Annotated in this window: 15 protein-coding genes; 1 reads left to right on the top strand and 14 read right to left on the bottom strand. The window is 39.6% G+C overall.

Going from position 1 to position 14,248, the window contains the following annotated elements; genetic code table 11:
• Nucleotides 1-21: 21 nt before the first annotated feature.
• The 6 genes from AC1Q59_RS04840 to AC1Q59_RS04815 all read right to left on the bottom strand — a co-directional run bounded on the left by AC1Q59_RS04840 (nucleotide 22) and on the right by AC1Q59_RS04815 (nucleotide 5,657).
• Entirely contained in the window at nucleotides 22-507 is a 486-nt protein-coding gene (locus AC1Q59_RS04840) for a dihydrofolate reductase (RefSeq protein WP_492364662.1), read from the bottom strand.
• Nucleotides 504-1,298 (bottom strand): thymidylate synthase, encoded by a 795-nt coding sequence (locus AC1Q59_RS04835; protein WP_492364661.1) that lies wholly within the window; start codon nucleotides 1,296-1,298, stop codon nucleotides 504-506. Before AC1Q59_RS04835 ends, AC1Q59_RS04840 begins: the two co-directional genes overlap by 4 nt.
• Before the next feature lie 71 nt (nucleotides 1,299-1,369).
• Nucleotides 1,370-2,071: an anthrax toxin lethal factor-related metalloendopeptidase gene (locus tag AC1Q59_RS04830; RefSeq protein ID WP_492364660.1), complete on the bottom strand. Its 702-nt coding sequence runs from the start codon at nucleotides 2,069-2,071 to the stop codon at nucleotides 1,370-1,372.
• Between the two features lie 163 nt (nucleotides 2,072-2,234).
• Nucleotides 2,235-2,849 carry a TerD family protein gene (locus AC1Q59_RS04825; RefSeq protein WP_492364659.1) on the bottom strand — a complete coding sequence of 205 codons (615 nt, stop codon included), beginning with the start codon at nucleotides 2,847-2,849 and terminating at the stop codon, nucleotides 2,235-2,237.
• Nucleotides 2,850-2,903: 54 nt separating this feature from the next.
• Complete coding sequence (locus AC1Q59_RS04820) at nucleotides 2,904-4,010, bottom strand: toxic anion resistance protein (protein WP_492364658.1); 1,107 nt, start codon at nucleotides 4,008-4,010, stop codon at nucleotides 2,904-2,906.
• Nucleotides 4,011-4,013: 3 nt separating this feature from the next.
• A complete protein-coding gene (locus AC1Q59_RS04815) occupies nucleotides 4,014-5,657 on the bottom strand; it encodes a YceG family protein (RefSeq protein WP_492364657.1) in 1,644 nt (547 codons plus the stop codon).
• A gap of 246 nt (nucleotides 5,658-5,903) precedes the next feature.
• Between AC1Q59_RS04815 and AC1Q59_RS04810 the strand changes: the two genes are divergently transcribed.
• Entirely contained in the window at nucleotides 5,904-6,143 is a 240-nt protein-coding gene (locus tag AC1Q59_RS04810) for a hypothetical protein (RefSeq protein ID WP_492364656.1), read from the top strand.
• A gap of 23 nt (nucleotides 6,144-6,166) precedes the next feature.
• On the opposite strand, the gene AC1Q59_RS04805 is transcribed toward AC1Q59_RS04810, so the two are convergent.
• From AC1Q59_RS04805 to AC1Q59_RS04770, 8 genes are all read right to left on the bottom strand, one after another.
• Nucleotides 6,167-6,991: an HAD family hydrolase gene (locus AC1Q59_RS04805; protein WP_492364655.1), complete on the bottom strand. Its 825-nt coding sequence runs from the start codon at nucleotides 6,989-6,991 to the stop codon at nucleotides 6,167-6,169.
• Complete coding sequence (locus AC1Q59_RS04800; RefSeq protein ID WP_492364654.1) at nucleotides 6,988-8,127, bottom strand: cysteine protease StiP family protein; 1,140 nt, start codon at nucleotides 8,125-8,127, stop codon at nucleotides 6,988-6,990. Before AC1Q59_RS04800 ends, AC1Q59_RS04805 begins: the two co-directional genes overlap by 4 nt.
• Nucleotides 8,114-9,523, bottom strand: a complete 1,410-nt coding sequence (locus AC1Q59_RS04795) for a phosphoribosyltransferase family protein (RefSeq protein ID WP_492364653.1) — start codon at nucleotides 9,521-9,523, stop codon at nucleotides 8,114-8,116. Before AC1Q59_RS04795 ends, AC1Q59_RS04800 begins: the two co-directional genes overlap by 14 nt.
• Nucleotides 9,453-10,664 (bottom strand): HpcH/HpaI aldolase/citrate lyase family protein, encoded by a 1,212-nt coding sequence (locus AC1Q59_RS04790; RefSeq protein ID WP_492364652.1) that lies wholly within the window; start codon nucleotides 10,662-10,664, stop codon nucleotides 9,453-9,455. The genes AC1Q59_RS04795 and AC1Q59_RS04790 overlap by 71 nt, the downstream gene beginning before the upstream one ends.
• An 88-nt stretch (nucleotides 10,665-10,752) precedes the next feature.
• Nucleotides 10,753-11,529 carry a TerC family protein gene (locus AC1Q59_RS04785; RefSeq protein ID WP_492364651.1) on the bottom strand — a complete coding sequence of 259 codons (777 nt, stop codon included), beginning with the start codon at nucleotides 11,527-11,529 and terminating at the stop codon, nucleotides 10,753-10,755.
• Between the two features lie 101 nt (nucleotides 11,530-11,630).
• Nucleotides 11,631-12,212 (bottom strand): TerD family protein, encoded by a 582-nt coding sequence (locus tag AC1Q59_RS04780; protein ID WP_492364650.1) that lies wholly within the window; start codon nucleotides 12,210-12,212, stop codon nucleotides 11,631-11,633.
• A 98-nt stretch (nucleotides 12,213-12,310) separates the two neighbouring features.
• Entirely contained in the window at nucleotides 12,311-12,919 is a 609-nt protein-coding gene (locus tag AC1Q59_RS04775) for a YpjP family protein (protein ID WP_492364649.1), read from the bottom strand.
• 19 nt (nucleotides 12,920-12,938) lie between these two features.
• The gene (locus AC1Q59_RS04770) at nucleotides 12,939-14,117 is read right to left on the bottom strand and encodes an LL-diaminopimelate aminotransferase (protein ID WP_492364648.1); all 1,179 of its coding nucleotides are present in this window, start codon (nucleotides 14,115-14,117) and stop codon (nucleotides 12,939-12,941) included.
• Nucleotides 14,118-14,248: the final 131 nt, after the last annotated feature.

Below are 14,248 nucleotides of genomic sequence, written 5' to 3'. Positions count from 1 at the left end.
GGGACCGCCAAAAAGGCGGCCCTATATTCTTTGATAAATTTCAAACGTATAATGATATGGGTTCTTTTCATCCTTTATCCCTAACTCTTTTGAAATAAGCTCCCATTCATTCATCTTTAGCTCAGGAAAGAAGGTATCCCCTTCAAACTCGTGGTCAATCCTGGTTACATATAGCCGGTCTGCATCCGGTAAAATTGATTTAAATATTTCAGCCCCGCCTATAACGAAGATTTCTTCATTTTTTTTCTTGCTGTAATCAATCAGTTCATCCAATGAATTCTTGACTGTACAGCCATCACACTGAAAATCCCCGCTTCTGGTAATAACAATATTCTCTCTTCCAGGAAGTGCACGGCCAATCGATTCCCAAGTTTTTCTCCCCATCACAATCGGGTGTCCCATTGTTGTTCTTTTAAAAAACTTCAAATCCTCTGGCAAATGCCATGGAAGCTGATTTTTGTGCCCAATCACCCGGTTTTTGTCCATTGCCCAAATGAGTGAAATCATACGCTGACCACCCCTTTGATGTGCGGATGCGGATCATAATTTTCTAATTCAAAGTCTTCAAACTTAAAGCTAAAAATATCCTTTACGTTTGGATTGATCTTCATTTGAGGCAGTGAACGCACTTCTCTGCCCAGCTGAAGCTTGACTTGCTCCACATGATTTAAATAGATATGTGCATCCCCAAATGTATGAACGAAATCACCTGGCTTCAAATCACATACTTGCGCAATCATCATTGTTAATAGTGCATAGGAAGCAATATTAAAAGGCACACCTAAAAATACATCTGCGGATCTTTGATATAGCTGGCAGGACAATCTGCCATCTGCAACATAGAACTGGAATAAGCAATGACATGGCGGGAGCGCCATTTTTTCAACATCACCTACATTCCAAGCACTAACAATCAGACGCCTTGAATCTGGGTTTGTTTTAATCTGCTGAATAAGCTGGGAGATTTGGTCAACGGTTTGCCCGTCCGCTCCCGTCCATGAACGCCATTGATGGCCATATACAGGGCCAAGCTCCCCTTTTTCATCAGCCCATTCATTCCAAATTCTAACACCATGATCCTGAAGATATTTTACATTGGTATCCCCGCTTAAGAACCACAGCAATTCATAAATGATAGATCGTAAATGAAGCTTCTTGGTCGTCAAAACAGGAAAGCCTTCTTCTAAATTAAAACGCATTTGATAGCCAAATGTGCTGATTGTTCCTGTTCCAGTCCGGTCTTCTTTTTTCACACCATGCTCAAGGATGTGATTGCAAAGTTCTAGATATTGTTTCATTTACACCCAACCTTTACTTTTTGTACATGGTACTTATTTTAACAGTTTTGTCTAAATTAATCTTGTCCTATCTAATTTAATTTTTTTATATAATGAAATGTTTCCGGGGCTTTGGCCTGAAGGATAAATCTTGTTTGTTTGTTCAGATAATACATGGCAAATGCTTCGGCGAAATATTCTTCTGGGTAGGACAAAAAGTATTCCTGATTTGGAAATAAAACAGCACATTCCTTTGTCCAGATGGCCAGATACCTAGGATCATAACGAATTCCATTGTACACATATTTATCAATAGAGTGAGCTAGTTCATGCAGCTCCAGGTTGACTGAACCATGCCCCTCGCCCTTTTCACTGCTGCCAATCTTTACTAGCACGGTCTTCCCTCCGCCTATTCCAGGTACCTTATCCCAGGTCGTATTGCTTTTGTATCCTCTTGGAATAATGCCAGCGAGACCTTTAGCCGAAGGATTATCTGTTAATTTTCCAACAAATAGTTTTAGCTTAATATCCTCTTTAACAATCTTATTTAAAAGGGAGGCCGGAAGCTGATCAACTCTCGAAATAATCCGCGCTGCCTGAATTTGATCAAATTCACCTATTGGGAGAATAACCAATTTGCCTAAGGGATAGGGTGAATGAAGCTTTAATGTTTGATTTAGAAGAGAATGACTTGGAAAGTCACGAAGTTTAATTCCGCCCATTTCGGCTTGTGAGCTGCCTATGAGAGAAAGGGAGATTGCAAGTAAAAGCACTAATGTCGTAACCTTTTTCATATTGTCACCCTTTCTTTAGGGCTCTTATTGAAGTATTTTTATAGTTAAATGTGAGAATATTATTATTATAGCATAGTAATATATCAAAGAGACAAATGAGAAGAAAGGTAAAAATTGCAAAAAGCCTCAGGCATTTTGCCTAAGGCTTGTTAGAAGGTATTTGTTAGCTATAAGAACGCACTACATCAGCAAGTCCTGGGGAATTTGTGCCAGTTCCAACTGCAGCAAATTTCCACTCATTTCCGTGGCGATACAGTTCACCCACAATAAGAGCCGTCTTGCCGCTATAATCATCTGTTAGATTATAGTGGATTATTTCCTGATTGTTTGCTGAATTAACAATGCGGATGAATGCATTTTGGATCATGCCAAAGTGCTGTTTTCTCTTAACACAATCATAGATATTGACAACAAATATTAATTTTTGAATTTGTGCTGGAATGCGGCTTAAATCGATTAATACTTGTTCATCATCACCGTCTCCATCACCAGTCAGGTTGTCGCCAGTATGCTGCACACTGCCATCTTTGCTCTTCAGATTGCCGAAATAAATGACGTCATTATTGCTTCTGATTTTGTCATTTTCGCCAAGCATAATTACAGAGGCATCACAGTCAATATTGGCACCGCCACCGCCTCCAAATAGGGAGCCGAATAGTCCCCCTCCGCCTCCGCTTTTTTGCACGGGATCCCAGCCTAAGCCAACCATAATCTTTGATAATCCAGGATTTCCCTTTGTTAAATCAACGCGCTGTCCTTTTTGTAAATTAATTGCCATGATTCGTCACCTCATCAAATAGTAGTATGAATGTATTTTAGGGGCATTTTACCCTTATTGCTGTTTGATTTTCTTGAAATTATCCTGCAGCTGTTCAAGCCTTCTCGTTCCTTCTTCTCGCAAACGTCTGTTTTCTTCTTCTATGGCTTTTGTCTCTTGCATACCTTTTATGATAATATTCCAAGATTCTTCGATCGTTTCGATTTTAATACTTGGGCTGCCTGCAAGTCTGGCAATTTCAGCACTTTGACTGGAAATATTCTGTGCATTCCGAAGGAGCATTTCATTCGTCCTGCGGTCAAGCTCATTCATGGAGTCAGCAACAAGCTTTTGTCTTTTTGCTGCCACTGCTTGAATGAGGCCGTTTTTAAAAATCGGAATGGTTGTGACAAAAGCTGAATTGATTTTACCAATAAGCTTTGTGTTTCCTCTTTGCAATAGGCGGATTTGCGGCGCAGTCTGCAGTGCAACCATTTTGGCCATTTCAAGGTCATATACTCTTTGCTCAAGTAAATCTATCGCATTTCTTAAGGTATCAAGCTGCATGGAAGCCATTTGGTCTCCTGCTGCCGCTCGGGATTCCAATTGCGGCAGTTGATTTGCCTTTAAATCGTCTGCCTTCATCTGCCCGGCAACTGCATACTTTTCCAATGTAAGGTAATATTGGTAATTTTGCTCATACATTTGATCAAGCATGGTAGTGGAGTCTACCATTTCATTTTGATATTTTGATATTTCTACATAGACCTTATCAATTTCTTGGCCCATTGTCTGATATTTTCCAAACAGCTTTTCAATCATTTTTTCGCCTTTTTTAAAGAGCTTGCCAAAAAGGCCGCCTGATGTTTTCTCAAAATCTTTTTTATCGAATTTATCCATAATTCGGCCAAGCTGCTTTAATAATTCGCCAGAGTCTTCTACTTTTGTCGCTCTCATATTGCCCAAAATTTGATCAGAGAAGCGAGATATTTGTGTAGCAGGCTCTTTCCCGAATTCGAGAATTTGAATTTGATCCCTTTCATCGATGGAACGGGCCAGATTTTGCACCTCTGGATCCTGTCTTAATGCAAGCTTCAGCTGAGAAGCACTTGCTTCTGTCAGTTTATCTTCAGCTGGTTTGCTTAATGTTAGCTCCAGATTTGTCTGCTGCATTTGCTCCATGCTTTAATCTCCCCTTAAACTTTTTTTAATGAGCCCCTGAACCCTTTTTAATAATGATGGTTCTCTATATTCCTGCTCAAACACCACATCCTCGAGCCAATGAACATCGTATAAACCCTCTTTCACAAAGTTTTCCAAGTCATTATGGCCGGATGGTGTATATAAAACAATATCAATTCCAAATTGATTTAACAATAATAGCAATGCCGCATCCGTTCTTGTCATCGTTCCATTTAATTCATTATTATATAGAACTAGCTTCGGCACGTCCTGTGAGTAGTCAAATTTTTGCAGCAGCTGCAGAATGCTGGCCGGCATCTGCATCGCCTGTGTAAAAAGATAGGTTTTTAATTCCTCTGGGCCTTCATTACGGTTTGGTTTTAACCCTGGCCGTGCACAAATACTGCGAATGGCTGTGGCTATTCCATTCTGCAGGCCGGTTGGCAATTGCTGATATTTCCAATAGTGGGCCTTGATCATTTTTTGCGGATCCAGCAGGCCATCAGCTCCTAAGGCATTTCGATAATGGAATCGAAAATCGCTGTTTGCATTATTGGTAAAAGGGAAACGACTGACTAGCAAGGAGCAATCATTTTCCGCTATCGCATGCAAACGATCCCAATATTCCTTTCGGTTCCTGCTCACCCCTTGAATCTTTGCAAAGAGGGCCGGTATTTTTACATGTCCATTTTTAACTTCAAAATCAGGCCGAAACATTGCTTTTTCTTTGATCAAGATGAAAAGCTCGTCATACGTTGTTTTAAGTGTAAGAGACAGCGGAGTATAATCTCGCAGCTGCCACGGCTTGTATAGACCTGATCCTTCATGGTTCAGGATCGATTCAATTTCCCTTGAAGCGCGATAAGCGACTGTCGCGGATCTTCTTCTTTTTTCAGTTGGAAATGGCTCTGGCTGTTGTTTCTCGGGATATTGATAAAGAAAGATTTTCCTTCGTTCATTTTCTATCCCCGCAAATAGGTCTTCCCCCGAGGGTGAAAAAATAATCACATCACAGCCTATTTCAAGTAAATATTGTAAAAAATATTTATGACTTTTATTAGAATTCCCGTACCATAAAAATTTTGGCATAGCTTCTTCTGGATTGATTTCATCCAGCAATTGGCCAAGGTGATTGATGCTCCACTTAATGATATCCACAAGAACACGGCGAATCTCCTGTCCCTTTAACCCTTTGTCCTCATTTTGAGAAAACGCCTCAAGAACAATGATCATCGCTTCTCTTAATCTTCTATGCAAAGCAGGAATCCCCGATTTCAGCAAAAGCTGTTCACCGTCAAGGAAGGCGGTAAACCGGTTAATGGATAAATTTTGTTCCTGATTAAGATTTAATACTTTTTGGATAGACTGAAAATGTTGATTTTCAATTGTTTTATCAAGACTATCTTCACTCAGTAAATGGAGGCCGGCTTTTTCGGTATGGATCAGATCATATAAACGGTTATAATATTGGTCCTCATCCAGCGGAATTCCTAGAAAGCGGGCAGCAACTTGTCCAATATGAATCATGCCATTATCAATGGTAAATTGCGGTCTTTCCTTTACAGGCTTTTTTAACATATCCAGCCAATTTTCATATGATATTGGTATTAACTCAGGGCTAATTTGACTGTATGGCTGACTCAACATATCATCACTTCCCTTTATATACAAAAAAATGCGGGAGGCCTTCTAAAAAGGAAGGCAGTGTAATATTTTGTAAACTTAGCTTTATCATACCATACGTATTGAAAGTTTTCTAAAAACATTCCTCTTCTTTTACGAAATGAATGGAAGAAAAGTTTCATAGGTAAAAGGATATAATCTCAAGCTCGTATTTTCACCTTTATACCCGTCCCAGCATACGTTAAATTACATGGAAAAGAGGGTGATGCCATGAGGTACCTATTTCGAAAATCTAAATATCAAGTCAATGAATCCGATATACAGGCAGTTGTGGATATCTTAAGCTCTGGAACTTTCATTTTTATTGATCTGTTTTTCTGGGCCATGCTGTTTACTTTGATGACCCTAACCGTACATGCGTCCATATGGGGAGCATTTTTCATTTTTGTCAGTTCCTATGTCTTCGGTGCGAGCCTGTTTTTATTATTGCGAAGATATTTTAAAGAATAATTTTTTTCTAAGGCAATGCTATTTTATCTTTTCGAACCAAATGCAGCCAATCGATCGGTCTCTATTAAATGATTTACATTTTTTAAGATCTCCTCTGCAGCTAAAATCCCCTTTTTGCTTGTCAATACATGAGTGAAATCTATTTTGCCTTCTTTAGCCAATTCCCCATGAGCTGGAATAAAGGAATAGTTACTCACTCTTAAAAGATCAGAATCAAGCAGGGAATCCCCGGCACCAATAACTGTTGACATCCCTTCTCTTTCTTTAATAAACTGCACTGCCTCACCCTTGGAGATAGGATTTGGCATTAAGTATAATTTTCTCCCCTGAAGGGATGTACGCCATCCATGTTCTGATGCCGTTTTTTGGATCACAAGCTTTTGATCAAAAGAAATGGGCTCTTCAAGAATATAATAAAAAAATAAGTCCTCAGCTGACTTAAATCTAGCGTTAAGCTTAAAGCCCTGCATAATTTCAGTCATTTCTTTTATCGAAGCGCATTCCGTTTTAAGACGCTCATGAATGATGTTCTCCCAATCCTTCAATGGCTTTTTATTATAAAATATATTTGCTCCATTAGACGTTACTGCATAAGTGACTGGGATATCCCGAGCAAAAATCCGAATTCGATTATATTGTTCCGCTGTTCTTGTCGTTACAGGAATAAAGAGGATTTTTCCGGCAAGCTCTCTCAGCATCATAAAGGACTTTTTTGACATATATGAGATGGTTTTATTATCTAGACGTTCAACACCAATAGCATTTTCATCCTTTTGTTCCTTAAAATCCTCTAAAGCCCTTTTGGAATAAATCAGAGTACGGTCTAAATCTGATGCAAATATAGTCATTTGGTTTCTCCAACCTTTTTTATAAGCCCGCAGCATGTATAGCTCATATTTGGATAATGGACAACCTCAACATCCCTTTCTTTTGCCAGCATTAATATATGCTTGACAAACGGACTGTCTGGATCTTTCATCAAAATTTTCCACGGCACCCTTCTAAGAAGTACTCTTGTCGTTTCGCCCACTCCAGGCTTTACATAATTTAATGAGCTGATGGCAAATTCCTCTGCAATCCTTTTAACCTCCTGAAGACCTTTAAATGCAGGCAGCTCTTTATCGCCTTGCAGCAGCAGTTGAGCATTTTTCTTTGCCTCTTCTAGAATAAGGGGAAATTGCTCTGTGATTTCTTTTATATATTCATTTGAAACATCGTCATCAAGCATTTCTTTATAAAATTTTGCTCCATGAAAGTCTTCCGGTCCAATTAATTGTTGATTTAGAACTGTCCTGCTTACTAGCCCTGATACGGTAGAATTAAGGCAGGCACTTGGAATTAAGAAGTCTTCTCTTGTCCCAAATAAAGTTGTGCAGTGTCCCGGATCTGCGAGAACGGCAAGCGTATCGTCAAGTTCAATATCGTACTTTTCTTTAAAAGATTTGCATGCCTTTGTTAATTCAATGGAAATAGCCCCCTTGCCAGTCCAGCCGTCAATGAATTGAATGGATTTTCCCGGGTGGCTTTTTAATATATAACGGACGGCATTTTCATCGATCCCTCTGTCGCGGATGATGGAAATGCTGTAATGCGGCAAATCCAGCTGATAGTTTTCCAGGAGGTAACGCTTAATAAGAACCCCGACAGGAGTACCTGCTCGTGCCAATGAAACTAATACCGTATTCTCCCCTTTTTGGGCGTATATCTGTTCAGATACGACCCCAGTACATAAGGCAACCTTTTGCTTATATTCAGCAAGAGTTTCCCAGAAAACCTTCAGGTACTCTGCCGGCGGCTGGTATTCTATCGGCAATGTTTCGCTGTAATGCTGACCGCCCTGGATCATTTGTTCACGAGCCTCAACCGAGCCTTCCAGCTGAAAATGACTCAAGTCCTTTAAAAGGAAAATGACATCTTTTTCACTGTAGGATCCGAACGTTTGTTTATTTTCTGCTAATCTATTCAATTTGTTACGCACCTCCATTAAAGAAAACAATATTTATATTTTTAATATTTGTTTTCCCTAATTCGTTAAGCAGCGGCTTCAGTTCATTTTCAGATACCGCTCGTTCAAAAAACACAAAGACATCATCATATTCATTTGGGGGAATATTGTAAACGAAATGGGCAATGTCAAAGTCCTCCGGATTTGGAAATGCCAGACCATACTTTGCACCATAGCCTTCTATGTTATTGACATAAATCGGACTTCTAGTCGTTGATTGATAGAAAACACCGTCCCCCATCATGGATGCAGCCTTCATTGGGATATACATAAATTCTCCTGTCCCGAGACAAAGAGTCTTTTCGCCAATACGCTTGTTCTGCAAAAAATGGCCTATTTCCTTCAAGCTTTGTGTAAGACTTTCGTTATCATTCGCGGACATGCTGAATCTGCCCGTCCCTTTTAAATACGGGGTATTCTTGATTGCTCCGGCCAGTGTGCTTGAAGAGGAATCAACCTGTGCGAGCATGCCTGGAAAAACATCCTGAATATTGATTGTTTTAATGTTTTGTTGTGTTTTGAGCTGGCTTTCATTGATTTCCTTTTTATTTACTGCTTTTAAATCGCCAGTAACATTGATTTTCCCCTTTAAGAGGCTAACGGAATGAATGTCGACTCCAAGTTCCTTTTCTAGGTCAGCAAAGATCTGCATATTCTCGCCAGAGCGCCAATCCAGTATAGAGACAACCGTATAGGTTTTTCTTGGAAAGCGATTGTGGATCGAACGGATAATGTTGATTGCCGTTTTTCCTGTTGTCAGCTCGTCATCAACTAATATGATTTCCCGATCATTATTTAACATCGCTTCATCAACATAGCAGCGATGGGATGTAGCATGGGAATGCTCCTCTTCAAAAGTAATCACCGGATCGCGGTCAACCAGGATCTCTCTCGTCGTATGAAAATAATCAGCCTTCTTAAAGCAATGGAAAAACGCATGCCCAAGAGCTGTCGCTGTTTCTGCAAACCCGATAATCACCGGATTCACCTTCTCGCTCACAAACGGGGCAAACATCTCTTCATCACTTTGCTGCTTTAAACGATCGGGGGCCTGTCCCCCATTGCTGTGGTGCGTTAAACCATCGGGGGCCTGTCCCCCGTCGCTGTGGTGCGTTAAAGCTCTTTTATTGATGTAGCGCTGGGCTAGCAGGGCTCCGGTTTGCAGGCCTTTTTTTGGGTCGATCGGTATGTGTTTGCCGAGGATTTTGCTGACGAATAGGAATGATCTTTTTTTGTTAATTCGTGCTGCCATTTGAAATAGGTCTGTGACTTCCCAATTATATGGATTTTCTGCTACCTCGATTTCAACTGTTAATTGGCTGAGAATTGGAAGTGTTAATTTCTTTGGAGAGTAGGTCAATGTATGTGTATTCATGATTTAGCACCCCGTAAACTTTTGATTTTAGAAGAATTTTTTGCGCCCAATAGGAATGTGGTTTAATTTCATTCATCTTGTTGGAAAAGCTGCTTTTCATCACACCGATTTGGCCATTCCCTTGATCGATAATATTTTTTGCATCTAAATACTCTTCATAGGATACTGCATTTAGCGCCTGTACCGGGCGGATATGTGTAGGATGGATAATGGTTTTTCCCGTTAGGCCGTTAGTAATATCCATTAACACCTCTCTAATTAATCCGTCCATATGCTTATCAATGAGTGCTGAGCGATAATCAACCCCATCGTTGCCGAATCGCTCCCGAAATGGCGTCTGCCTTAACTGGGGCTTTAGCATCCGATCTTTTGAAGAAAAGTACTCCCAAACCGGTCCTGATATGACATATGGCTGATCGGAACGCAAAAACACGTTGATTATATCGGCAATGCAGTCTCTGATTACCGCAATATCATAGACAGTGGTGTCGCAATTTCGGCGAATTCCATACAGGCCGCAAAAGTCTGTGGCGCCGATTCTCATGTTAAGAATATAATTCTTATACTGATCAACAAGTTCTTTAATGGCCATGAGCTCTGATAGTCTCGTGTCCTTTTGAATGACCTTTTTTGTTTCTAAAATAGGCATGGCATAAATGGTATACCCCTGGTCATTAAGAGTTTTTATTGCCTTTAAAATAGGCTTTCCTGTTCCAGGAGAAAATTTGGGAATCACAATCCCGGTTAGCAGTTCCAAGCCCCTCTCGACACCCTTAATTAACCGCATAAACTGTTCATATCCCCGGATGCGAACAAATAGGAGCGGCAGATCTTCAGCATTGATTAATCCCTTTTCTATGTCTTCACTTAATGAATGGAGTTCACTGATCAGCATTGACTCAGCTAATTGCACCTCGCTATCGCCGACAGCGTCTTCCAGGCAGATAACCATTGATGTCAGGCCATAAAGCTTTTTCGAAAGAAGATCCTGATGAATATTTGGCCTAGTTGCCGGCATGTACAGTGTAGCCCCCAAAGCATATGATAAAATATCTTGGTCGGAGAACTTATTAAACTCCTCTGGTTTTTTATAAAATATTTCATTCAACTCACCTTGTTGAAGATCAGCAAATAATTTCATACTATATTCTCCTAGATTGAAAGATTTCTGTAAAAAAAAGAAAGGGAGCGGACAATTGTCTGTTCCCTTTTTATCTCTTAAAATTATGTTATTTTCCTGTTCCTTGAGCCTCTTCCTTTTTCTTGTTCATAAAGTGAACAACAAAGGTAGCTGCAAACGTAACTAATAAAATGATAAAGAAGTAGATATGGTCAACATGAATACCAACTACACCTAATAGCATTTTAACAGAAATAATCAGGATTAACACATAGGCGGATGTTTCAAGTTCAGGTACTCGATCAATAAGCTTTAGGAATACACCGGCAATTCCCCGCATCATTAGGACACCTAGCATTCCACCTAAAAGAAGAACCCAGATTTGCTGGCTGACTCCAAAAGCAGCTAGTACACTATCAATGGAGAAAGCGATATCCATTAATTCAACAGCAGCAACTGTTCCCCAGAAAGTCCCGAATAGACGGATTAATAAACCGCTTTGGTTCATTCCCTTAATCTCTTCTTCTTCGGCATCAGATTCTTTCTTTTTATCCATGAAATATTTAATAGAAAGCCAAGCAAGGTATGCAGCACCCAGTACTTTTACCCACCATAGCTCTATTAAAAATACACCTATACCAATGGCAATAAAACGGAATGCATAAGCTCCTAATAGTCCATAGAAAAGTGCCTTTCTGCGCTGTTTTTCAGGCAGATGCTTAACCATAACGGCAAGTACAAGAGCGTTATCGGCAGATAATAGCCCCTCCAAAATTACCAGTGTTCCTATTAATCCCCAGCTCACGGGATTTGATAGTACCTCAACCCACATCTCCCAATTGAAAAATTGGGCATAGGTATGAATTATACCTTCAATAATCGTCATTCGTGTTTGTTCCTCCTGAAAAAGTTATTATAATGTTTTATCCGTACAGATGCCTTTTTTTTTCTTTTCTAAAGCCATCTGTACTTGATGCTTTATTCCTGTTACCCTACCTGCAGACCAAAATCAGTGGCTAGTGCAGCAAGACCGCCTTGGTAGCCGCTTCCGATGGCGCTAAACTTCCATTCACCATTATGTCTGTACAATTCAGCAACAACCAATGCTGTTTCAATTGAGAAATCTTCACCTAAATCATAGCGAATTAATTCTTCGCCATTGGCTTCATTAACGATTCTCACGTACGAGTTGGATACCTGGCCAAAGTTTTGGCTGCGTGCTTCACCATCATGGATGGTAATCGTGAATGTAATTCTTTGGATACTTGCAGGTACATTGGCTAAGTCAATATTTACCTGCTCATCATCTCCTGCACCTTCTCCTGTACGGTTATCCCCTGTATGTACAACAGAGCCATTTCCGCCTGAAGTATTATTATAGAAAACAAAGTCAGATTCAGAAGACACTTTTCCATTTTCTCCTAAAAGGAAAACAGAAGAATCCAGGTCAAAATCATGACCGCCATCGTATTTGTTTACATCCCAGCCTAGACCAACGATTACTTTTGTCATACCAGGATTTGTTTTTGTTAAATCTACTTTTTGTCCTTTTGATAAGCTTACTGCCACAATTTTTACCTCCATTTAAAAATTAATATAGTTTATTTACGGGTGTTTGCCTAAAAGGTTTCAAAAATCCCTAAAAAAATTTCATTTTTAAATAAAAATTAACTCATCCATTTAGGCGGAGTGTTTTTATTCCAATAGATTGACCCAAGATTATGATGGGCTTGAAATTCATCATGATGCGTATGGTAATGAAAATTGAACCAATACCCTTCCTGAGGAGGGTGATCGCGTCTCACGTGAAATCTAATAATATCCTCACCCGTTTTTTCATTTGCAATGTGAAAGATTTTTTCTGAAAGTCCTCCGCTAGGTTTTTCTGATAGCGATAAATAGGCTAACTCTTCTTCAGGGTACTGTTCTGCTGTTTCTTTAATTGCCTTTTCAATATTTGGCAGAATCACTTCAGAAAATTCATCCGCAATCATAGGCTTAATTTTCGCACCAAATTTAGTATATGACAGCATTTCCGCTTTACATACCATCTCGGATACAAAATCTTCTTTACTTGTATAGCCTTGTTGTTCTTCGTATTCAGCAGCAAACCTGTTCTCCTGTGCTGTTCCTTCTGGTGAAGACTCAATAATGTCTCTTTTCGGTGTCTTTACAGTGCTTGAATGATCATATAAAAATGCCTGTGAAGGAGTAACCAATCCAAATGTAAGAATGGTTACCATTACTACAAATGATTTACGGAGCCATTTTGGCATTGTTAAGCCCCCCTTCTTTTTACGCCCTTTCTTTTGTCAAAATGCCTGATTTATCAATATTATTAATAGCTTTCTTCAGGGTTTCTTCGGATTGCACAAGGGCAATGCGAACAAATCCTTCACCCCATGCCCCAAAGGCATTACCTGGTGTAACAACAACATTTGCCCGATTAATTAGCTCTATAGCAAATTCCTTTGATGTATAAGATTTAGGGATCTTTGCCCAAACAAACATCGAGGCTCTTGGCAAGCTGATGTCCCAGCCAATATTTCTGAGCCCATTTACTAGAACATCTCTTCTAGTCTTGTATTCAGCCCTTAAATTGTGAAGAAAATCAGATTGATCCGTTAACGCTTTTGCAGCCGCTGCCTGAATGGGATAAAAAACACCATAATCCAAATTAGATTTAAAATTGGCTAGCCCGGAAATCAGTTCCTGGTTTCCCGCAGCATAGGCAATCCTGCATCCTGCCATATTAAAGCTTTTTGATAATGAATTCATTTCAATACCTACTTCTTCAGCCCCTTCCAGCGTTAAAAAGCTGATCGGTTTTTCTTCGTAATAAAGTTCGGAATAGGCAAAGTCATGAAGGATGACAATATTATGCTGTTTTGCAAATTTGATAGCCTTTGCAAAAAAGTCTTTTGTTGCCATTGCCGGGACAGGATTTCCTGGAAAATTTAATATCATTAATTTTGCTTTATCGCTGATTTCCTCCGGTATCTCATAAAAGTCAGGAAGAAACTGATTCTCCTCTTTTAATGGCATTGGATAAAGCTTGGCCCCAGCCATGCTGATCCCCGTTTCGTATGCTGTATATCCTGGATCTGGAGCAAGCACAATATCGCCAGGATTGCACAGCATCATTGGAAGATGCACCAGTCCATCCTGGGAACCCATTAATAAAGAAACTTCAGTCTTTGGATTTAGTTTTACATTGAAGCTTTGCTCATAATAGGTGCTGACAGCTTGATGGAACTCTTCCGTTCCTTTTAATGTATAGCTGTATGCATCATTTCTCTTAGCCATTGCAGCAATTGTATCTGCAACAATGGCCGGAGGAGCCATATCAGGGCTGCCGATACTTAAATCGATCATCTCCGCTCCTTCAGCCATTTTTTGTTTCTTATAAAAAGCCATTTCAGAAAAAACGCTTGCCTGAAATGCGCTCATCCTATCAGATAAAGTTATTTTCATTACTTATTTTCCTCTCAATACTAAATGATTACTATCATTCTATTATACTTCTTTTACGAAAGTATGAAAATTTAGTTTCATTTTTTTAAAGAAAAAATTGAACATAATGATATTTTCTATTATAGTAAACA

The sequence above is a fragment of the Cytobacillus sp. MT66 genome (assembly GCF_058792595.1).
The sequence above is the reverse complement of the archived record's forward strand: the minus strand, read 5'-3'. Positions and strand labels throughout refer to the sequence as shown.

Excerpts from the sequence above, each read along its gene's own strand:
- AC1Q59_RS04775 (WP_492364649.1), bottom strand. The coding sequence starts at position 12,919 with ATGCCAAAATGGCTCCGTAAATCATTTGTAGTAATGGTAACCATTCTT.
- AC1Q59_RS04800 (WP_492364654.1), bottom strand. The coding sequence starts at position 8,127 with ATGGAGGTGCGTAACAAATTGAATAGATTAGCAGAAAATAAACAAACG.
- AC1Q59_RS04810 (WP_492364656.1), top strand. The coding sequence starts at position 5,904 with ATGAGGTACCTATTTCGAAAATCTAAATATCAAGTCAATGAATCCGAT.
- AC1Q59_RS04785 (WP_492364651.1), bottom strand. The coding sequence starts at position 11,529 with ATGACGATTATTGAAGGTATAATTCATACCTATGCCCAATTTTTCAAT.
- AC1Q59_RS04830 (WP_492364660.1), bottom strand. The coding sequence starts at position 2,071 with ATGAAAAAGGTTACGACATTAGTGCTTTTACTTGCAATCTCCCTTTCT.
- AC1Q59_RS04770 (WP_492364648.1), bottom strand. The coding sequence starts at position 14,117 with ATGAAAATAACTTTATCTGATAGGATGAGCGCATTTCAGGCAAGCGTT.
- AC1Q59_RS04820 (WP_492364658.1), bottom strand. The coding sequence starts at position 4,010 with ATGGAGCAAATGCAGCAGACAAATCTGGAGCTAACATTAAGCAAACCA.
- AC1Q59_RS04815 (WP_492364657.1), bottom strand. The coding sequence starts at position 5,657 with ATGTTGAGTCAGCCATACAGTCAAATTAGCCCTGAGTTAATACCAATA.
- AC1Q59_RS04795 (WP_492364653.1), bottom strand. The coding sequence starts at position 9,523 with ATGAATACACATACATTGACCTACTCTCCAAAGAAATTAACACTTCCA.
- AC1Q59_RS04790 (WP_492364652.1), bottom strand. The coding sequence starts at position 10,664 with ATGAAATTATTTGCTGATCTTCAACAAGGTGAGTTGAATGAAATATTT.
- AC1Q59_RS04805 (WP_492364655.1), bottom strand. The coding sequence starts at position 6,991 with ATGACTATATTTGCATCAGATTTAGACCGTACTCTGATTTATTCCAAA.
- AC1Q59_RS04825 (WP_492364659.1), bottom strand. The coding sequence starts at position 2,849 with ATGGCAATTAATTTACAAAAAGGACAGCGCGTTGATTTAACAAAGGGA.
- AC1Q59_RS04835 (WP_492364661.1), bottom strand. The coding sequence starts at position 1,298 with ATGAAACAATATCTAGAACTTTGCAATCACATCCTTGAGCATGGTGTG.
- AC1Q59_RS04840 (WP_492364662.1), bottom strand. The coding sequence starts at position 507 with ATGATTTCACTCATTTGGGCAATGGACAAAAACCGGGTGATTGGGCAC.